The organism is Burkholderia sp. Bmkn7, from assembly GCF_041103175.1.
In the GTDB taxonomy this organism is placed as follows: Bacteria; Pseudomonadota; Gammaproteobacteria; order Burkholderiales; family Burkholderiaceae; genus Burkholderia; species Burkholderia cepacia.
On record NZ_JBGCUH010000003.1, the window covers coordinates 199311 to 219838 of the forward strand.

The 20528-nt window shown below is 61.8% G+C and carries 18 protein-coding genes, 1 tRNA gene and 2 rRNA genes; 9 read left to right on the plus strand and 12 right to left on the minus strand.

Annotated features, from left to right (window positions below; translation table 11 throughout):
• Positions 1-92: 92 nt before the first annotated feature.
• The 4 genes from AB3K92_RS22340 to AB3K92_RS22355 form a co-directional block, all read right to left on the minus strand.
• Positions 93-2974: ribosomal RNA gene (locus AB3K92_RS22340) — 23S ribosomal RNA — on the minus strand.
• 430 nt (positions 2975-3404) lie between these two features.
• Positions 3405-4937 (minus strand): 16S ribosomal RNA (locus AB3K92_RS22345).
• The 16S and 23S rRNA genes sit together here, the layout of an rRNA operon.
• A 575-nt stretch (positions 4938-5512) precedes the next feature.
• On the minus strand, positions 5513-6043 hold the full coding sequence (locus AB3K92_RS22350; protein ID WP_175851508.1) for a cytochrome b: 531 nt from the start codon (positions 6041-6043) through the stop codon (positions 5513-5515).
• Complete coding sequence (locus AB3K92_RS22355) at positions 6043-7137, minus strand: catalase family peroxidase (protein WP_369465850.1); 1095 nt, start codon at positions 7135-7137, stop codon at positions 6043-6045. The genes AB3K92_RS22350 and AB3K92_RS22355 overlap by 1 nt, the downstream gene beginning before the upstream one ends.
• Positions 7138-7293: 156 nt before the next feature.
• Here AB3K92_RS22355 and AB3K92_RS22360 point away from each other — a divergent pair, with 156 nt between their 5' ends.
• Positions 7294-7815, plus strand: coding sequence for a sigma-70 family RNA polymerase sigma factor (locus AB3K92_RS22360; protein WP_021162275.1), 522 nt, complete (start codon positions 7294-7296; stop codon positions 7813-7815).
• On the plus strand, positions 7812-8570 hold the full coding sequence (locus AB3K92_RS22365; protein WP_048024041.1) for an anti-sigma factor: 759 nt from the start codon (positions 7812-7814) through the stop codon (positions 8568-8570). The genes AB3K92_RS22360 and AB3K92_RS22365 overlap by 4 nt, the downstream gene beginning before the upstream one ends.
• Before the next feature lie 490 nt (positions 8571-9060).
• On the opposite strand, the gene AB3K92_RS22370 is transcribed toward AB3K92_RS22365, so the two are convergent.
• The 6 genes from AB3K92_RS22370 to AB3K92_RS22395 all read right to left on the minus strand — a co-directional run bounded on the left by AB3K92_RS22370 (position 9061) and on the right by AB3K92_RS22395 (position 13187).
• Positions 9061-10224, minus strand: coding sequence for a hypothetical protein (locus AB3K92_RS22370; protein WP_369465851.1), 1164 nt, complete (start codon positions 10222-10224; stop codon positions 9061-9063).
• A gap of 490 nt (positions 10225-10714) precedes the next feature.
• Positions 10715-11668, minus strand: a complete 954-nt coding sequence (locus AB3K92_RS22375; protein ID WP_369465852.1) for an Imm72 family immunity protein — start codon at positions 11666-11668, stop codon at positions 10715-10717.
• Positions 11649-12380, minus strand: a complete 732-nt coding sequence (locus AB3K92_RS22380; protein ID WP_369465853.1) for a hypothetical protein — start codon at positions 12378-12380, stop codon at positions 11649-11651. Before AB3K92_RS22380 ends, AB3K92_RS22375 begins: the two co-directional genes overlap by 20 nt.
• A 3-nt stretch (positions 12381-12383) precedes the next feature.
• Complete coding sequence (locus AB3K92_RS22385; protein WP_081070447.1) at positions 12384-12599, minus strand: hypothetical protein; 216 nt, start codon at positions 12597-12599, stop codon at positions 12384-12386.
• On the minus strand, positions 12596-12907 hold the full coding sequence (locus AB3K92_RS22390) for an Imm53 family immunity protein (RefSeq protein ID WP_034195831.1): 312 nt from the start codon (positions 12905-12907) through the stop codon (positions 12596-12598). The genes AB3K92_RS22385 and AB3K92_RS22390 overlap by 4 nt, the downstream gene beginning before the upstream one ends.
• Before the next feature lie 25 nt (positions 12908-12932).
• Positions 12933-13187, minus strand: a complete 255-nt coding sequence (locus tag AB3K92_RS22395; RefSeq protein WP_059816927.1) for a hypothetical protein — start codon at positions 13185-13187, stop codon at positions 12933-12935.
• Between the two features lie 587 nt (positions 13188-13774).
• On the opposite strand from AB3K92_RS22395, the gene AB3K92_RS22400 reads away from it, so the two are divergent.
• A tRNA-Val gene (locus AB3K92_RS22400) sits at positions 13775-13851 on the plus strand.
• Positions 13852-14173: 322 nt separating this feature from the next.
• Positions 14174-14689: a DUF2628 domain-containing protein gene (locus AB3K92_RS22405; RefSeq protein ID WP_369465854.1), complete on the plus strand. Its 516-nt coding sequence runs from the start codon at positions 14174-14176 to the stop codon at positions 14687-14689.
• A gap of 119 nt (positions 14690-14808) precedes the next feature.
• Here the strand turns inward: AB3K92_RS22405 and AB3K92_RS22410 are convergent, their stop codons facing one another.
• A complete protein-coding gene (locus AB3K92_RS22410; RefSeq protein WP_059620903.1) occupies positions 14809-15690 on the minus strand; it encodes a sigma-70 family RNA polymerase sigma factor in 882 nt (293 codons plus the stop codon).
• Entirely contained in the window at positions 15690-16166 is a 477-nt protein-coding gene (locus tag AB3K92_RS22415; protein ID WP_060307773.1) for a carboxymuconolactone decarboxylase family protein, read from the minus strand. The genes AB3K92_RS22410 and AB3K92_RS22415 overlap by 1 nt, the downstream gene beginning before the upstream one ends.
• Before the next feature lie 558 nt (positions 16167-16724).
• Here AB3K92_RS22415 and egtB point away from each other — a divergent pair.
• The 5 genes from egtB (at position 16725) to AB3K92_RS22440 (ending at position 20394) form a co-directional block, all read left to right on the plus strand.
• Positions 16725-17948, plus strand: coding sequence for an ergothioneine biosynthesis protein EgtB (egtB, locus tag AB3K92_RS22420; RefSeq protein WP_369465855.1), 1224 nt, complete (start codon positions 16725-16727; stop codon positions 17946-17948).
• Positions 17932-18945, plus strand: a complete 1014-nt coding sequence (gene egtD / locus AB3K92_RS22425; RefSeq protein ID WP_021162264.1) for an L-histidine N(alpha)-methyltransferase — start codon at positions 17932-17934, stop codon at positions 18943-18945. The genes egtB and egtD overlap by 17 nt, the downstream gene beginning before the upstream one ends.
• Positions 18946-19234: 289 nt before the next feature.
• Entirely contained in the window at positions 19235-19540 is a 306-nt protein-coding gene (locus tag AB3K92_RS22430; RefSeq protein WP_021162263.1) for a hypothetical protein, read from the plus strand.
• 37 nt (positions 19541-19577) lie between these two features.
• Positions 19578-19832 (plus strand): hypothetical protein, encoded by a 255-nt coding sequence (locus tag AB3K92_RS22435; RefSeq protein ID WP_021162262.1) that lies wholly within the window; start codon positions 19578-19580, stop codon positions 19830-19832.
• 187 nt (positions 19833-20019) lie between these two features.
• Positions 20020-20394 carry a hypothetical protein gene (locus AB3K92_RS22440; RefSeq protein ID WP_369465856.1) on the plus strand — a complete coding sequence of 125 codons (375 nt, stop codon included), beginning with the start codon at positions 20020-20022 and terminating at the stop codon, positions 20392-20394.
• Positions 20395-20528: the final 134 nt, after the last annotated feature.

Genomic DNA, 20528 nt, shown 5'->3' on the forward strand with positions numbered 1-20528 from the left:
GTTGTGTGTATCACACACGAGAATCCAACTTGTCGCTCTGGATCGCGGCCAGTGCTTTCACACGGCGCCGATCTACAAGGCAGACTTGTTATAGGATCAAGCCTTACGGGCAATTAGTATCAGTTAGCTGAACGCATTACTGCGCTTACACACCTGACCTATCAACGTCCTGGTCTCGAACGACCCTTCAAGGGGATCTAGTCCCCAGGGATATCTCATCTTAAGGCGAGTTTCCCGCTTAGATGCTTTCAGCGGTTATCTCTTCCGAACATAGCTACCCGGCGATGCCACTGGCGTGACAACCGGTACACCAGAGGTTCGTCCACTCCGGTCCTCTCGTACTAGGAGCAGCCCCCTTCAAATATCCAACGCCCACGGCAGATAGGGACCAAACTGTCTCACGACGTTTTAAACCCAGCTCACGTACCTCTTTAAATGGCGAACAGCCATACCCTTGGGACCGGCTACAGCCCCAGGATGAGATGAGCCGACATCGAGGTGCCAAACACCGCCGTCGATATGAACTCTTGGGCGGTATCAGCCTGTTATCCCCAGAGTACCTTTTATCCGTTGAGCGATGGCCCTTCCATACAGAACCACCGGATCACTATGACCTGCTTTCGCACCTGCTCGACTTGTCGGTCTCGCAGTTAAGCACGCTTATGCCATTGCACTATCAGCACGATTTCCGACCGTACCTAGCGTACCTTCGTACTCCTCCGTTACGCTTTGGGAGGAGACCGCCCCAGTCAAACTGCCTACCATGCACTGTCCCCGACCCGGATCACGGGCCAAGGTTAGAACCTCAAACAAACCAGGGTGGTATTTCAAGGACGGCTCCACCGAAACTAGCGTTCCGGTTTCATAGCCTCCCACCTATCCTACACAGATCGGTTCAAAGTCCAATGCAAAGCTACAGTAAAGGTTCATGGGGTCTTTCCGTCTAGCCGCGGGTAGATTGCATCATCACAAACACTTCAACTTCGCTGAGTCTCGGGAGGAGACAGTGTGGCCATCGTTACGCCATTCGTGCAGGTCGGAACTTACCCGACAAGGAATTTCGCTACCTTAGGACCGTTATAGTTACGGCCGCCGTTTACCGGGACTTCAATCAAGAGCTTGCACCCCATCATTTAATCTTCCGGCACCGGGCAGGCGTCACACCCTATACGTCCACTTTCGTGTTTGCAGAGTGCTGTGTTTTTATTAAACAGTCGCAGCCACCAGTTTATTGCAACCCCTTCACCCTCCTGGCGCAGGCCAGTCAAGCTACAAGGGCGTACCTTATCCCGAAGTTACGGTACCAATTTGCCGAGTTCCTTCTCCCGAGTTCTCTCAAGCGCCTTAGAATACTCATCTCGCCCACCTGTGTCGGTTTGCGGTACGGTCATCGTTAGACTGAAGCTTAGAGGCTTTTCTTGGAACCACTTCCAATTGCTTCGCTCCCGAAGGAGCTCGCGCCACACCCTTGAATTGCGCGCCCGGATTTGCCTAAGCGCCTTCTCCAATGCAGCGACCGGGACTTCCAACACCCGGACAACCTTCCGCGATCCGTCCCCCCATCGCATCTAACAATGGTGCAGGAATATTGACCTGCTTCCCATCAGCTACGCATTTCTGCCTCGCCTTAGGGGCCGACTCACCCTACGCCGATGAACGTTGCGTAGGAAACCTTGGGCTTACGGCGAGGGGGCCTTTCACCCCCTTTATCGCTACTCATGTCAGCATTCGCACTTCCGATACCTCCAGCACCCTTTACAAGGCACCTTCGCAGGCTTACGGAACGCTCTCCTACCATGCGTGCTAAGCACGCATCCGCAGCTTCGGTATATAGCTTAGCCCCGTTACATCTTCCGCGCAGGACGACTCGATCAGTGAGCTATTACGCTTTCTTTAAAGGGTGGCTGCTTCTAAGCCAACCTCCTGACTGTTTTAGCCTTCCCACTTCGTTTCCCACTTAGCTATATTTGGGGACCTTAGCTGGCGGTCTGGGTTGTTTCCCTCTTGACACCGGACGTTAGCACCCGATGTCTGTCTCCCGTGATTGCACTCTTCGGTATTCGGAGTTTGCTATGGCGGGGTAATCTGCAATAGACCCCCCAACCATGACAGTGCTCTACCCCCGAAGGTGAGACACGAGGCACTACCTAAATAGTTTTCGGAGAGAACCAGCTATTTCCAGGTTTGTTTAGCCTTTCACCCCTATCCACAGCTCATCCCCTAACTTTTCAACGTTAGTGGGTTCGGACCTCCAGTACGTGTTACCGCACCTTCATCCTGGCCATGGATAGATCACCTGGTTTCGGGTCTACGCCCAGCAACTGAACGCCCTATTCGGACTCGCTTTCGCTACGCCTGCCCTATACGGTTAAGCTTGCTACTGAACGTAAGTCGCTGACCCATTATACAAAAGGTACGCCGTCACCCCTTACGAGGCTCCGACTGTTTGTATGCATGCGGTTTCAGGATCTATTTCACTCCCCTCCCGGGGTTCTTTTCGCCTTTCCCTCACGGTACTGGTTCACTATCGGTCGATCACGAGTATTTAGCCTTGGAGGATGGTCCCCCCATCTTCAGACAGGATTTCACGTGTCCCGCCCTACTTGTCGCACACCTAGTTCTTTCATACTGTTTTCGCCTACAGGGCTATCACCTGCTATGGCCGCACTTTCCAGAGCGTTCGGCTAACAATACAAATAAAGAGTGCAAGGCTCATCCCATTTCGCTCGCCACTACTTTGGGAATCTCGGTTGATTTCTTTTCCTGCGGTTACTTAGATGTTTCAGTTCACCGCGTTCGCTTCACATGGCCTATGTATTCAGCCATGGATACTCCAAAAGGAGTGGGTTTCCCCATTCGGACATCTACGGATCAAAGCTTGTTTGCCAGCTCCCCGTAGCTTTTCGCAGGCTACCGCGTCCTTCATCGCCTGTGATCGCCAAGGCATCCACCACATGCACTTGTTCGCTTGACCCTATAACGAGTCTGTCTCTCGGCCATCGTTAGCGCTTTAGCGCTTACGAGGGCCCGATGCAGAGCGCGTTACAGGTTGAGTTCTCGCGTTGTGCCGTATTCCAATTGAGTCGAACATAGAGTTCGAATCATCTTGAGATACATCGATACAATCACAACCCGGATAGTTTCCACGTCCATCTCGAGACGCTTCCGCTATCCAAATTACTTACTTCTTCCAGATTGTTAAAGAACGACAGCCGATACTTTCGTACCGCTCTGACTGGCTCAATCGCCAATGAGAAAAACTCGAACCAAACTTCATTCGAATGTTTGTCATTGAAGATTATTGAAAGCGGCCGGCATTATAACCGGTTTACACCGCAGACAGCTAGTCTGTCTTAATCAACAGCCGATAAGCGTGAGCGCTCAACTTTGCGAGATAGCTCTGGAAAGGAGGTGATCCAGCCGCACCTTCCGATACGGCTACCTTGTTACGACTTCACCCCAGTCATGAATCCTACCGTGGTGACCGTCCTCCTTGCGGTTAGACTAGCCACTTCTGGTAAAACCCACTCCCATGGTGTGACGGGCGGTGTGTACAAGACCCGGGAACGTATTCACCGCGGCATGCTGATCCGCGATTACTAGCGATTCCAGCTTCATGCACTCGAGTTGCAGAGTGCAATCCGGACTACGATCGGTTTTCTGGGATTAGCTCCCCCTCGCGGGTTGGCAACCCTCTGTTCCGACCATTGTATGACGTGTGAAGCCCTACCCATAAGGGCCATGAGGACTTGACGTCATCCCCACCTTCCTCCGGTTTGTCACCGGCAGTCTCCTTAGAGTGCTCTTGCGTAGCAACTAAGGACAAGGGTTGCGCTCGTTGCGGGACTTAACCCAACATCTCACGACACGAGCTGACGACAGCCATGCAGCACCTGTGCGCCGGTTCTCTTTCGAGCACTCCCACCTCTCAGCAGGATTCCGACCATGTCAAGGGTAGGTAAGGTTTTTCGCGTTGCATCGAATTAATCCACATCATCCACCGCTTGTGCGGGTCCCCGTCAATTCCTTTGAGTTTTAATCTTGCGACCGTACTCCCCAGGCGGTCAACTTCACGCGTTAGCTACGTTACTAAGGAAATGAATCCCCAACAACTAGTTGACATCGTTTAGGGCGTGGACTACCAGGGTATCTAATCCTGTTTGCTCCCCACGCTTTCGTGCATGAGCGTCAGTATTGGCCCAGGGGGCTGCCTTCGCCATCGGTATTCCTCCACATCTCTACGCATTTCACTGCTACACGTGGAATTCTACCCCCCTCTGCCATACTCTAGCCTGCCAGTCACCAATGCAGTTCCCAGGTTGAGCCCGGGGATTTCACATCGGTCTTAGCAAACCGCCTGCGCACGCTTTACGCCCAGTAATTCCGATTAACGCTTGCACCCTACGTATTACCGCGGCTGCTGGCACGTAGTTAGCCGGTGCTTATTCTTCCGGTACCGTCATCCCCCGACTGTATTAGAGCCAAGGATTTCTTTCCGGACAAAAGTGCTTTACAACCCGAAGGCCTTCTTCACACACGCGGCATTGCTGGATCAGGCTTTCGCCCATTGTCCAAAATTCCCCACTGCTGCCTCCCGTAGGAGTCTGGGCCGTGTCTCAGTCCCAGTGTGGCTGGTCGTCCTCTCAGACCAGCTACTGATCGTCGCCTTGGTAGGCCTTTACCCCACCAACTAGCTAATCAGCCATCGGCCAACCCTATAGCGCGAGGCCCGAAGGTCCCCCGCTTTCATCCGTAGATCGTATGCGGTATTAATCCGGCTTTCGCCGGGCTATCCCCCACTACAGGACATGTTCCGATGTATTACTCACCCGTTCGCCACTCGCCACCAGGTGCAAGCACCCGTGCTGCCGTTCGACTTGCATGTGTAAGGCATGCCGCCAGCGTTCAATCTGAGCCAGGATCAAACTCTTCAGTTTAAACCTGTTACTGTTTTCGGTTCAGTTAAGAACCGGTCGCTCACTCAAAGCTGACAGGAATATGAATTGCTTCATAAACCTGACTTACTTTAGTGTGAGACTCTTGATACTTTTGCTATCTGATCCGAAGATCAGCTCGCTTCCATCAAGCGCCCACACTTATCGGCTGTTAATTTTTAAAGAGCAATCTGCGAGGAACTTCGTGTTTCCCGGCAGCGCTGCGTTTTCAGCAGCAGAGAAGCGGGATTATTAACCGTTTTTTAAAACTCGTCAACAACTTTTTTAACTACTTCGTTGCGACGACTGCGGTTTAATTTCGTATGTGCTGGAGTTGCTAAAACCAACTTCAACAGCACCGCTTCCCTTCTTCCTCCGCGCTGCGTTTCCGTTAGCGCGAAAGAGGCGTGATTCTAAGCACCTGCCCCCGTCTCCGCAACCCCTTTCGTGAAATATTTTTGACATGCTATGCCGGGAGCAGCCGAGCCTGCCCAGTGGTCATATATAAGCGGCACGGCAAGAGCTGCCCCGGTCGCCCGTATACAGCCCCGCCGCCGCGAACTCGACCTTCCCGTCGGTTACCGCCCGACCATCGCCCTCACCACGCCGTCCCGCCGGATCAGTCCGTGATACAGCGCCGCCGCAAAGTGCGCGAGGAACGTCAAGAAGAACAGATACGCCAGCACACGATGCGCGACCCTCAGCCAGGCGAACGTCACCGGATCAGCCGACACCAGCGCCGGCAGCTGCACGCCGCCGCCCAACGTCACCGGATACCCGCCCGCCGACAGCATCGCCCACCCGATCAGCGGCATCGCGACCATCAGCGCATACAGCACGAGATGCGATCCGTGCGCGGCCGCCTTCTGCCACCACGGCAGATCCTCGGGTAACGCCGGCGGCTTCGACAACACCCGCACCACGATCCGCACGCACACCAGCACCAGCACGGCCACACCCAGCGGCTTGTGAATCGCCACCAGAACCTCGTGCCGCCCGGAAACGGACGCCACCATCCCCACCCCGATGAACAGCATCGCGACGATCATCGCGGCCATCACCCAGTGCAGCACCCTCGCGGGCAAACCAAACGTCGCAGAAGTCTTCATCACCGTCCCTCCGAACTCAACCTGGCCACGCCCGCCACGCCGGCCTCTTCACTCGTCCTGCGCAGATACGAATCCGCATAGGCAGCCGAGCGCGCCGCCAGCAACGGATCCCCCGACACCTGGATCCCCTGCGGCAGCACCGTCGGGTCGTAATTCACATCCCGGCACGGCCCGCTGTCCTGCGCCTCCACGCGGTCGAGCACGAGCGTGCCCGCGTCGATCGTCGTGCGCTGCGCGGGCCAGACCTTCGTCGCGTCGTCCACCGGATCGCCGGGCTCCGCCAACGTGACCAGCAGCTTCCACTTCTGCGCACCCGCCGCGATGCGCTGCGTCACGTCCTGCTGCAACACGTTCGGGTCCGCCGCCGTCGCGACGTCGCCGGCGCCGGCCGTCTGCTCCGGCACGACGCGCCATCGCACCGCCTGGCGCTTGCCGGCCGCGTCGACGAAGTAGAACGCGTTCAATCCGTAATAGCTTTCGGTGACGTAGCTCGCGCTCGGCTTCGCACCCTTAGCCCATTGCAGGAACGCGCCCGCCTCCGGGTGCGCGCCGAAAAACGCCTTTACCTTCGCCGGGTCGGGCTTGCCCGTCTTCGGATCGGGCCGGGTCGCCATCAATTGCGCGTAGAACGCCTGCGGCGTCGCCACCGGAAACACGGGCATCGCGTTCATCCCGGTTCGCCATTGCTCGCCATCGGGCGCGGTGAGCTTCAGCGCGAGGCTGCGGATCGGCACGCTGCTGTCGGGCGCGTACGGGTTCCCACCCGGCAACGCGAAGCGCCCGACCACCGGCGTGCGCACCGCCTTGAAGAACGGCGCGACCGAATACGCGCTCGCGGCGCCGTTGCCTTCGAAGTAACCGGTCACGCACACGCCCTTCGCGTGATTGCGCCGGAAGCCCGGGTGAATGCCGCCGCCGGCCGTCTGCAATGCGTCGACGATCCGGTGCGGGGTCAGACGCGCCGGCGCAAGCCAGCCGCCCGCGTAGCCGAACGCCACGGCCACGCCGGCCACCGCGCCGCCGATCGCGGCCCAGCGCCACCACCCGCGCCCAGGCTCGCGCTGCGGCGAAGAAGAGGAAGAAGATCGCTCCATGAATGTGCTCCCGACCATCAGGTCATTGTCGAACCCGCGTAGGACGCCACCCGCGCCGCTTTATTCCACGAAAATTTTTTTCCTATGCTGGTGGAATAAGCGGCGCCCACCAGCGTCTTACGCGGCATCTCTACCCATTCGGCAACCGGCCCGGCCATGCCCTCCACCGCCCTCGACGACGACGCATTGCGCGAACTCATCCCCAGGCTGCGACGCTTCGCGCTCTGGCTCGCGCGTGACGTCCACGCGGCCGACGATCTCGTCCAGTCGACGCTCGAGCGCGCACTGTCGCGCTGGACGAGCCGCCGCGACGACGCGTCGCTGCGCAGCTGGCTCTTCACGATCCTGTACCGGCAGTTTCTCGACGGCAAACGCAGCGCGAAGCGCTACGCGTGGCTGCTCGGCCGCATCCGCGACGACGACGAAGCGCACTGGCCGTCCGCTGAACGCGAATTCGCGGCGCGCGCGACGCTCGAAGCGTTCGGCCGGCTCTCCGACGAACAGCGCAGCCTGCTGCTGCTCGTCGCGGTCGAGGGCTTCACCTATCAGGAAGTCGCCGACCTGCTCGAGGTGCCGATCGGCACCGTGATGTCGCGGCTCTCCCGCGCGCGCCAGGCGCTGCGCCAGCTCAGCGACGGCGAGCTTCCTGCTCCTTCTTTGCGATTGATGAAAAAATGAACACGCCTCCGAACGAACACGACCTCCAGGCCTACGTCGACGGCCAGCTCGACGACGATGCGCGCGCCGCGGTCGAGCGTTATCTCGCGCTGCATCCGGAGCGCGCGGAACAGGTGAAGCAATGGCAGCAGGATGCGCAGCGGTTGCGGGCCGCGCTGGAAAGCGTGCGGATGCCGGCGGATAACCTTGCGCTGGATCCTGCCGCCATTCGAGGCAGGCAGGCGGAGCGCTCGCGGATGCGGTTCGCGATCGCGGCTTCGTTCGTGTTCTGCGTCGGGCTGGGGACATTCGGCGGATGGCAGGCGCGTGGATGGAACGCGGCGCCGCCCATCGCGCCGATGAGCGATGCAGTCGAGGCCTACCGGATGATGGTGGTCGATCAGACGGCCAAGGTCGATTACCGGCCGACGGGTGCGGGCGATTTGCAGGGGTGGCTCACCCGGCGAGTGGGGGCATCGGCAAGGCTGCCGGATCTGAGCGCGGCGGGGTTCAGGCCGGTCGGCGGACGGCTGTTCACGACCGACAGCGGAGCTACTGCTGCGATGGTGCTCTACGAGGACGAGGCCGGGCGGACGCTCAGCTTCTATCTCCGGCCGGCGGAATCGAAACATCGCCTGCTGCCGGCCGGGCAACGTGTGGATGGCGCGTTGCTCGCGCGGTACGGGTCGGTGAACGGGCTCAACTATGCGGTGGTCGGGCCGGCCGGGAGTCTCGCCGAGAAAGCGGTCGCGCAGGCGCTCGATCAGCAGACTTGAAGTAGCAGGATACGCGCCCGGTTGGCGGTCGGGGGTGGCCGCCAGTGCCCGGCAGGATGCGGCTTTGATAGTTAGGCGCGCTCACGCTCACCACTCGCTTGCACAGCGTTTCGACTGACTTCTCTGGGCGGTTGTCCACACCGGAACAACGCCGGCACTCTCACCCTTTGGAATCACAGGGTTTCCAGTCGCCTCGGAACGAGATATCCACATCGATCCCGGCGGTCGCCATGCGCTGTCATCGCCCGAATCGCTCACCGCGGTCGGGCACAGCGTTGCGAGTCGTTTGAGCGCCGGATATCCACAAGCCGTCATGCAGGCCTCGCTCGAACAACAGTCGGACTGGCGCATGCACGCGAATCCGCTTACGCAAACGACCAGCCGCCCCTGCACACAGCATTTTCATCACGATGCCCAGTGCTTTCCTGCGCCGTTCGAAGTTCGACCCACACATCGTCGCGCCTTCGATCCTGTCGGCTGATGTCGACACTCATGGAGCGCACTGAATGTCGGAATCCTTCACCTTCGCCGTATTGCCGTGCGGTGCCAGCATCTCCGGAAACAGTCGCGCGACCGGCTTTTGCGAAGCCACCCAGTCGGGATAATCGGCCTGCATGTCATGCAACAGCCGGGCGCGGTTGTCTTCGCTATAAGACGCCTGGATCAACGCAAGCGTCGAATAAGGTGCCTTCATCGGCATCTCGAAAGCAGGCGGCTCGCCGAACGCATCCAGCCGGCTCCCGACCACCGACACGGCGTTCAACGGCGGCAACCCGGACGATCTGGCCGTCATGCGCCGCCAGCTACATACCTGTTCGACACGCGTCGGGTGTTCCGACAGCGGCACCTCATCGGCCGGCGCCGCCTCCGCTTGTGGCAATTCGACCGCGTAAACGTACGTGGGCTGCGCCTTCCAGGGGCGGGGTCTCTCGGACCACATCCGCCAGTCCCAAAGCGGAAGGGAATCCTCCGGCCAGGTATAGAGAAGTCCCATCCGATCGCCCCACTTCACCGCCACACCAACGTTTCCCGGATAGTCGACACCGAGTACACGCGGCCTGGCTTCGTCATTGCTCACGATCAGATAGAGAACGCCATGCCGGATGAGGATGACAGGAATCTGAAAATGCGGACCCGAATACCAGCCACCTATCGAGTATTTGAGCGGCGGCAGTATCACGTCGCGCTGGAGAAAGTGCCGGCCGCCGTCCTGCGAAAGAAATACATCGACACGCGGACAGGGAATGTTGCTGGAGTACTCGCCATTACATCGGCGAGTACGGTCCACCCCGCCGAGCAATACGATCGTCTCGGGATCGTCCGTCCGAAAAGTGGTGTACTGCAAGCGGCTTTCTTCGGGAAAAAAAGTCGAAATGTGGCGCGCATCATCGACAAAGCGCCACTCGGCACGCTCGGAGAAGCTGCTGCGTGGAATCAGGATCGGCGCAAGCTCCAACGAGCGATTCGCATCGAACTGCACCCACGGATAGTAAGGGCCGACGATGATTCTGGGGTCGTTCGTGACAGCCTGCGCACCGGTGCCGATCGTGGCCGCCAGCAGCAGCGCCGACAACCGCATTGAAAACGACTTGCACTTCGCACTCAGGAACGGCAATGTCGTCGCGCCCCGCAATCGCGCAAGTAATCCGTGCATGGTCTTCCCGCCTCTATGGTTGGTGTTATCTGGCTATGAACCGGCCTCTGAGGCTGCCATCGTATCAGCAGACCGGTGCAGCCCTTCCGGGTCGGCACGCTGCAGCCCGGTATCGGAACCGCCGTGCATTTCGCCGGAGACGCGCCCCCCTCACCACTGGGCTGCACAGCATTTCGAGTCGTGCGAGAGCGGGATGTCCACACGCGACTGCCGCACCCCATTCCCGTCATGCCGATCTCGCTCACCCGTTGATTGCACAGCGTTTCGAGTGTGCTGCGGGGTGGTTGTCCACAATCGAACACCTTTTTGCATCGATGGTTTGCGAGGACTCGGCGTTCCACGCGGATGCCCACCAACGCATCCCACCGCGTTCACGCTGTTTGCGGATCGGTTATTCACATGCCAGGCCGAGCAGCATCGCGGTATTGAGCCGGACGGAACATCGATCGACCTCGCCGAAATTCAGCTTGCTCATGGCGTTCTCCGGATATCACGGGTTCGGGTTCGTCTGCGGCGCTTGCCGTGGCTCGAGGAAATACTGCGATTCGTTGGGAACGACACCGTTCACGTAACGCCGGTCTTCCCACAGCAATCGCCAGCACGTCGGGATGAACAATCCCGGGAAATCGTCCGTGATGTTCGGCGCACGCGTGCCCCGAACGAAATAATTGAAGCAACCTCCATTACGCAAGCCGGGCACGACGATCGGCACGAGGCCCGGCCGCCTCGACCACTTGACGACGACAGGCTCCCAGATGCCGTCGCAAGGCACTTTCCGGCCGGTCCAGATGATCGGGCCCACCGCTTCTGGAACCGCAGGCAGCTCCTCCGGAAACACGGGGTACGAAACCGTGTGGAAGTTGCGCTCATAGGCATTCGGGGACAACAGCTGTCTCGCCGAGCGCAGACGTGCGAGGTTGCCGAATCGATCGTCCGGATCGAACGGCGCAGACTCCATCTGGTATTCCGATGCGTGCAGCAGCCGGGCCAGCGCGTCAATCTTCGGCGGGTACGGGGCAACCTGCCCACCGCGATCCCAGTAATCGGGATTCGGGTAGAAATACGCGTCCAGAAGGTGGTATTGCCGGTACACGTGCTTGAACGGCCCACCGCTCCGCCAGCCAATCCGGTTCCCTCGGGCCAGCTCGGTCAGCCCTCGATCGTAAGCCGCGAGAATGTCGGCGATGATCGGAAAGTGGGTGCGCTGGATGGCCTCCGGATCACCGTCGGGCCACGTGTTCACTGCATGCTCGTACACGTTCGCGAAGCGCTCGAATGCCTCGCGCTTGCGCGTCCAGAGCGACAGGCTCGTCAGGCGTTGCAGCAGCCAGAAAATCTTGCGCCGGGTAGCGTCGTCCGTCATGTCGTCCTGCTCGATCGCAAACGGCGCCGGTTGCCTGCCCGTCATGCCCTCTCCTTTGCGTTCACGCCGGCGCAGCGTCATCGCCCAGGCCGCTGCGTTTCAACACCTCCCGCAGGCACACCGGACACACATACTCACCGGCGTCCCGCAGCCGCACGAACATGGCCGGGTCGTCGATCCGGAACGTCGAATCGACGATGTCGATATCCGGCCCGAGCACCTTGCGCAAAAACGCTTCGTCGAACCAATACTTGGGCTCGTGCTTCACACGGGCATCGATCACCCGCACGACATGACAATCACGGATCACATCGATCGTGAGAATCGCCGTTTCGATATCCGGCGACGACCGCGTCGGCCGGATCAGCCCGTGAAGTTCGCATCGCGCGAAATCGCTCGGCCACTTTGCATTCGCCGCGACGACGGACGTATCGAACGCCTGCTCTTTCGTCGTCGGTTGATGAGGCACCTCGCCGGAACGCACGAGCAGTTCGTCCAGACACGCCAGACAGACATACGCGCGCAAGCGCTCCAATGCCGCGATCTTCGGAAATGCCTTCACGTGCGCGACCTGGTCCACGAAGATCGCATCGACCTCGTGCTCGTCGAGCTCGTGCTCGTCGAGCTCGGCGCGCAACATCCACATCTCCCGGCTGTATCTCGGCCGGTCGAGCGAGACCTTCACGAGTTCACCGGGCATACACTGTGCGCGCAGCCTGATGCGTGCGTCCACACCCTTCGACGTTGTCGCCGTGGAAGCGCGTCCGTGTCGATGGCAAACGATCGGTCCCATTCCTCACTCCAGTTGCGAGCGCCGCTTGCGTCGCCCTGTTCTTTCTTCGGTTTCGTCGCGCCGTGAAAGACATCGAGCGATCGCACATTCCCCGCGACCGGATTGCCGAGCGAAGCCCAACCGTGCCAGCCCATCGGCGACGGCGACCACCTCGGTCACGACAACCGCAACACGGCCGGCAATCTCCGTCACCAGCATTTCATCGACAGGTGCCTTCATCGATCGCTTTGTCCTTCGTCGTTCGTCGCGCGCCAGTCGATCCACTCGACCGCGAGCGCGAGGAGCTCCGGCAAATTGCCCGGGCCGCCGTAGCCGGCGAATTCAGCGCTGGTCGCACGCACGGATATCCAGTCCGACTCGTTGCGCTCGATCGACAGATCGATCACCTTGCCAGACGTCGCGCCGTCGAGCTTCACCTTCCATCCCGGATTGTCCAGCGTGACGACTTCGATGCCGTGCGCGTGTTCCCAGACGCCATCGCAACGCGATTCGTACCAGCGCTGCAGCGCAGTCAAGGAATCAATCATGTGCCTGTGCCTCTCGTCATCCGGTTCACACCGTTACGAGCCATCTGATGATGTCTTCGATGTCTTGGCGAGACAGCTTTCCGACGCGATCGACAAATACCCCGTAGCCGAGATCGAACTTCACGTTGAATCGCTCACCTTTGTAGCGGCAGCACAGGACGTCGGCTTCCGGGATCGACACGCGTTGCTCGAACACGATGTCGCCCGGATGTTGCTGCATTCGATGCACGACTGTGTCGATATCGAGCGTGTCGAGCCTGGGCAACGAAGAATCGGTCATGTGTCGTGAGCCTGTTCGACGGGCCTTTGCATCCTGGATGCCGGCGATTCTACAGACATAAGGGTCCGCACATCACCCACGCGCTTCACAGCTTCCCGATTCGTTCTTCTGTTCGCCGCACGCAGTGCATATCCCGGGCGGATCACAGTCGACGGACTGTGCTTATCCAAAGGTGTTAACAGGGTTCGTATATATACGTAGTGATAGTTAACAAGCGCTGTGCCTCACAGTGGATAACCTCCGTAACGCACTGAATTTTCAGCACGAAGCGGGATGCATAACCATGGGTGTCGCACGTGAACAGCTCCGCGCAGCACAGAACAACTTTTCGCCGATTCACAGACTCGCCGACATATCCTCAATCGTTCCACTGTGAATCCAGAGGCTTGCCGGACGGTTATCCAGAGGGCAATGTGGATAACACCACCGCGCATCGACGCGTTTTGCTGTGATGCGAAGCGGTGAGGGCGACGTGCCCGGCATCGCCATGCACCATCGATCGTTTGCCCACGCACGCGCCGATTCAAAAAATTTTCACGAAAGGGCTTGTGCTCCTCAAAAACCCTCTCTATAATTCGCGGCTTCTTAGGCTCGTAGCTCAGTTGGTTAGAGCACCACCTTGACATGGTGGGGGTCGTTGGTTCGAATCCAATCGAGCCTACCAACGAACAAAATGAAGGGGTCCGGCAGCGCAAATTGCCTACAGGCAACGCGGCTCGCCAAACATACAAACGCCACGCGGCAACCTCGCGTGGCGTTTTTCTTTTTCCGGCCGAAACAACGCGAAACGACGCATATCGCCCCGATGCGTTGCGCGATCCACGGCATCGCATCTCCACCGACATCCTGGCCCGTGACGCTGCGACCGTGCGCTGCACGGCAGGTAGAATCGTGTGCGACCGAAGCGGCTGCGCCGTTCGACTTTCACCGCATCCGACCACATCAAAACAACAACGCGCGACCCGCGCGACTGAGAGCACCCGACCATGTCCGACGTCACGACCGCCGCATCGTCCGCGAGCAACGACGAAATCGCCGCTTATGTCGGCAAGAAGGCTGCCTGGTTCGAGCGGAAATGGACGATCGCCGCGTCGCGCAAGAACCGGCAGTCGTGGAACTGGGCAGCCTGTTTCCTGGGCCCGGTCTGGATGGCGTATCGATGCATGTACTGGCAGGCGGCGGCCGTCCTTGGCGCGTCGCTCGCGATCACGCTGGTCGAGCTGCTGTTCCTCCCGACATACTTCGAATCGAGCACGCTCGACCCGGTCACGATCGGGATCGCGGTTGCGCTCGGCTGGTACGGGAACGGCCTCTACAAGGCGCACGTCGAGCGCCGGATCGACAAGCTGCGCCCGAACGCGACGTCGCGCGAATCGTTTCTCGCGTTGCTGGAAGCGCAGGGCGGCACGAACTGGCTCGCGGCAACCGGTTTCGCGATCGCGACGCCGTTGCTCGGCTTCCTGATGATCGTGATCCGCAACCTCGTGGTCGGCACGTATTGATTGCACGAGCACGAGTACGAGCACGAACCGGCGGCCGGTAAAGCAGGGCGGCAGGACGGTGAACAGCGCGCATCGCGGCCGTGCCTGCACACGGCACCCGGCGCGCGATCCCGCCGCCTTCAGTGCAGATGCTTCAACTTGTCGGGATTGCGCACGACATAGATCGCGACGATCTTGCCGTCCTCGATCTCGAGCGCCGTGGTCTGCAGTTCGCCATCGGATTCCAGCGTGACGAAACCCGGCAGCCCGTTGATGAACCCGGCACGCACGAGCTTCGATGCATGTGTCGCAAACAGCTCGGCCAGATACTCGTGCACCTTCATCACGCGTTCGAAGCCGAACACCGGCTTGCCCGCCGCCGAGCGCTTGCCGCCACCGTCCGAATGCAGGCTCACGTCCTCGGCGAGCATCGCGCCGAGCGTGCGCATGTCGCCGCTGCGTGACGCGGCAAAAAACGCTTCCGCCAATTCGATCCCGCGCTGTTTCTCGACATGAAAGCGCGGCCGCGCCTCGCGCACATGCGTACGCGCCCGCGCGGCGAGCTGCCGGCACGCGGCCGGGTCGCGCTGGATCGTCGCGGCTACTTCGTCGAACTCGAGGCCGAACACGTCGTGCAGCAGGAACGCCGCGCGTTCGAGCGGCGAGAGCCGTTCGAGCGCGAGCAGCAGCGGCAGCGTGACGTCTTCCTGTTCGTCTTCCTCGACCACCGGCTCGGGCAGCCACGGGCCGATATAGGTCTCGCGCTGGTGCCGCGCGGACTTCAGCTGGTCGAGGCACATGCGCATCACCATGCGGCGCAGGAACGCCTCGGGCACGCGCACCTCGGTACGGTCGACGTCCATCCAGCGGATGAACGCTTCCTGCACCATGTCCTCGGCATCCGCGACGGAACCGAGCATCCGGTACGCGACGCGGATCAGCGTGCGGCGCAGCGGGTCGAAGCTCGCCGCCGCGTCGGCCCGTTCTTCGGCGCTGCCCCTGGCCGGGTCGAGAGGCGGCATCAGGCCACCATCTTCGCGGCGGCGGCCTTCGCGTCGGCCGGGTCGATCCACAGCCCGAAGCCGACGGCGAGCCGGTTCCAGCCGTTGATCACGTTGATCATCAGCGTGAGCTTCACCTGTTCCTCCTGGCTGAAGTGGTCGTTCAGCGCCGCGTAGGCTGCCTCGTGTGCGGCGTGGCCCTCCGACAGCCGCGTGAGCGCTTCGGTCCACGCGAGCGCCGCGCGTTCGCGGTCGGTGTAGCAGGGCGCTTCGCGCCACGCGGCAAGCAGATGGATGCGCTGCTCGGTCTCGCCTTGCTCGCGGGCCTCGGCGGTGTGCATGTTAATGCAGTTCGCGCACGCGTTGATTTGCGATGCGCGGATCTTGACGAGCTCGATCAGCGTCGGCTCGAGGCTCCCGGCAGCGGCGACCGACACGGTCATCCAGTTCTTCATCAGTGCGGGTGCGGCGGCAAACGGATTGAGTTTCGCAGTCATGGTCCTTCTCCTTTCGTGTGGGTTCCGGTGACATGACGAGCGAGCCCCCCGCGTGTGTGACATCGGCTGAAAATTTTTTCGAAGCGCGTTTGGCCGCGGACCCGGACGAAGGGCGGGGCGGTTCATCGCCGTGCCGGTCGCGGCGCACGCACACGTTCGTCAGACAAATCCGGGCATCCCGGGGCATGCACTCACGATCGCCGCGCGGATGTCATGGGATGTCAGCAGCCCGCCTGCGCGGCCCAGCGCGTCGTGCACGGCGTTCACGCCCGAACCGGCAGGCCTGCCCGGCGTGTCACGCGTACGACACGCGCGCGGCCGACACTTTCATTTCTCTTTCGTTCGCGTTTCACCGGCATCCCGATTCGCAGCATTCACATTTCTGGACCATACTGTTCTGCACGGGCAGATGAAGTGACGCCGCATTCGCGGCCCGGCGCGCGCGCCGGCTGCCCGTCGACGCAGCAGCAGGTCGCACGTCAGCCGCGCGCATCACGCGCAAGGCTTTCCCTTTTCCGGCAACGCAACGCAGCGAATCGCGACGTGGACGGTAAACCGATGAGCCTCCTTGCATCAAAGCTTCAGCGCCGTTACCAGGACGTGCGCACTCATAGCGTCGCGTTGACTGCGACGTTGTCCGCCGAAGACCAGGCCGTGCAGTCGATGCCCGACGCGAGTCCGACGAAATGGCATCTCGCGCATACGACCTGGTTCTTCGAAACCGTCGTGCTGATGCGCCGCGTGCCCGGCTACGCGCCGTTCGACGACGCATTCCAGTTCCTCTTCAATTCCTATTACGAAGCGCTCGGCCCGCGCCATCCGCGGCCGCAGCGCGGGCTGCTCACGCGCCCGTCGCTCGACGAGGTGCATGCGTACCGGCAATACGTCGACGACGCGATGCTGCGCGCGCTGGCCGGCACCGATGCGGCGCTGCTCGACGCAATCGCGCCCGAGGTCGTGCTCGGCCTGCATCACGAGCAGCAGCACCAGGAATTGATCGTGACCGACATGCTGCACGCGTTCTCGTGCAACCCGCTGAAGCCGGCGTTCCGGCCGCGCAACGGGATGGACGGCGATGCGATGGCCGCGGGCGATGCGGGCGCGCTGCACTGGCTTCACCAGCCGGGCGGGCTCGTCGAGATCGGCCACGACGGCGATGCGTTCTCGTTCGACAACGAACGGCCGCGCCACACGGCGCTCGTGCGGCCGTACGAGATCGCGAACCGTCTCGTGACGAATGCGGAATATGCGGCGTTCGTCGCAGACGGCGGCTACACACGCCCCGAGTTCTGGCTGTCCGACGGCTGGGCCACGGTGCAGCGGGAAGGGTGGCAAGGGCCCGCGTACTGGATGCCCGACGACGACGATGCGGCCGCCACGCGCGTACGTCGCACGTTCGGCCTGCACGGCGTCGAGCCGCTCGCGCCCGACGCACCGGTGTGCCACGTGAGCTTCTACGAAGCGGCCGCGTACGCGGAATGGGCCGGCGCCCGCCTGCCGACCGAATTCGAATGGGAAGCCGCGTTCCCTTCCGAAGGCATCCGGCAGATGCTCGGGCACGTGTGGCAATGGACGCGCTCGTCCTACGAGCCGTACCCGGGCTTTCGGCCGCTCGCGGGTGTCGCGGCCGAATACAACGGCAAGTTCATGGTCGGCCAGCAGGTCCTGCGCGGCAGCAGCATCGCGACGCCGCCGGGGCACGAACGGCCGACGTACCGCAATTTCTTTCCGCCGGCGGCACGCTGGCAATTCACGGGAGTGCGACTTGCGCGAGACGTCTGACCAGACGGCCACGAGCGGTGGCCAGCAACCCGCCCGCGATTCGCGGCCGAGCGCGTTCGAGCGCGACCTGATCGACGGACTGTCGCGCACGCCGCGCAGCATTCCGCCGAAATACTTCTACGATGCGGCCGGCTCCGCGCTGTTCGATCGCATCTGCGAGCTGCCCGAGTATTACCCGACCCGCACCGAGCTCGGCATCCTGCGCGATCGCGCGGCCGAGATCGTGCGGCGCGTCGGCCCGCATGCGGAACTCGTCGAATTCGGCGCCGGCTCGCTCGAGAAGATCCGCGTGCTGCTCGACGCGTTCGCGGGCAACTATGCGAACGCGCCGGCGCGCTACGTGCCGGTCGACATCTCGGCGGACTACCTGCACGGCGCGGCCGCGCGACTGCGTTCGGCCTATCCGTGGCTCGACGTCGCGCCGCTCGCGGCCGACTACACGAAGGCCGAGCAACTGGCCGCGCTGACCGCGACACCGGCACGGCGCATCGGTTTCTTTCCCGGCTCGACGATCGGCAATTTCTCGCGGGAAGAGGCCGACGCATTCCTGCGCGATGCCGCACGGCTGCTGCGCGGCGGCGGCCTGCTGGTCGGTGCCGACCTCGTGAAGGACGCGCGCACGCTGCACGACGCGTACAACGATGCACAGGGCGTGACCGCGCGGTTCAACCTGAACCTGCTGGTGCGCGCGAACGCGGAGCTCGGCGCGGATTTCGACGTCGACGCGTTCTCGCATTGCGCGTTCTACGACAGCGAGCGGCAGCGCATCGAGATGCATCTCGTCAGCGATGTCGCGCAGACGGTGCACGTGCGCGGCCACGCGTTCCGCTTCGAAGCCGGCGAGCGCATCCACACGGAGAACTCGCACAAGTTCACGATCGACGGCTTCCATGCGATCGCGCGCCGCGCGGGATTCGAGCCCGATACCGTGTGGACCGACGCGGACAACCTGTTCAGCGTGCACTGGCTGCGCAGCGTCGACGATATCCGCGCGTAACGCCCGCTGTTGCGAACCGCTCGCGCCCCGCGTGGGCGGTTCGCTTCCCGCGCACGCCGGCGAGCGCGATCGAATCGCCCGGTTTCGTGCCGAAACGCCCTTTTTACCGGCCCGATGCATCGCCGCAACGGCGTTTCGAGCACGGCCTCTCCCTTGTCCCGCAAGGCTTTGCGGGCATCCGTAAACGTCCGTTACCGGTCTCGCATACCCGTTTCACCTGTGTCTGTGTCCGGTGCCTAGACTCCGAACCGTATTCACATGACGCACGACACGTGCAGGGAGTCGCGAGATGAGCAAGAAACTTATTCTCGGTGCAGTTCTCGGTGTAGCGGCGCTGGCAGCTTCGGGCGTCGCGTCGGCCCACGTCGACCTGTCGGTCGGCATCGGTGTGCCGGGCGTCTATGCGGCGCCCGCACCGGTCTACGTCGCGCCGCCGCCGCCCGTCATGTACGCGCCGGTGGGCTACCGCGATGACGGCTGGCGTGGCGATGGCTGGCGTCAGCGCGAATGGCGCGAACACGAGTGGCGCCGCCGTGAATGGCGCGAGCACGAGTGGCGCGACCGCGGCGGCTGGCGCGGCGGCCGCTGGGACTAAGCGGCCCGGCTGATCACCACGAGAGGAGAGTGACAACATGATGCCCATTCGTCACATCAGGCTGTGCGCCGCCGCCGCTGTCGTCGCGCTCGCAACGATCGGCAGCGCGCATGCGGCGGGCTGCATGAAGGGTGCGGTGGTCGGCGGGGTCGCCGGCCACTACGCGGGGCACCACGCGGTCGTCGGTGCGGTCGGCGGCTGTATCGTCGGCCACCACATGGCGAAGAAGCAGGCGCAGGAGCAGGCCGCTCAACACAAGGCCGCCGCGCAGGGCATGCAGCCGGCGCAGTAAGCACTTCATCACCGGGGCGGCGCCAACGCGCCGCCGCCGCCTGCTTCGCTCCCCGTTCATGCAACACCCGGATCGATCCGACGAATGCGCGCCGCGCGCATCGTTACGATCATTTACAACGTCGCGTGGCGCGAATTTTGTGCGTTCATAGAATGCAGTCACACGAACGCGCTCCAGGGAGCACAAGATGAAACAGCAACGATATCTGTCCGTATTGACGGCCGCGCTGCTCGCGCTCGGCTCGGTGTCCGCGTACGCGGCGGCCGGCGGCAATGGCGGTGGCAACGGTGGCGGTCATGGCGCAGGAGGCTCGGGCGGCAACGCGGGCGGCATGTCCGGCGGCCACATGAGCGGCCAGGCGCTGAGCAACTCGAACGGCATGCACGCGGGGGACCGCGACAAGGGCCTGTCGCGCGCTGCCGACCGCTCGGATACGATCGCCGATCGCGCCGGCGTGCAGCCGGGTCATGGTCACGCGCACGGGCATGCGCATGGCCATACCACGCATGCGTCGACGTCCACGCATCGTTCGCATCACAACGCATTCGGCCGCACGCTGTAAACGCGACGCACGCATGCGGGAGAAGGGCGCTTCGGCGCCCTTTTTTCATCGAGGCAACGCATTGCCGCCGTCGCGAGGAAACGTCGTGCCGACCCGATTTGCAACCAGCCGTAACCGCACTGCGCCCGGGCAAG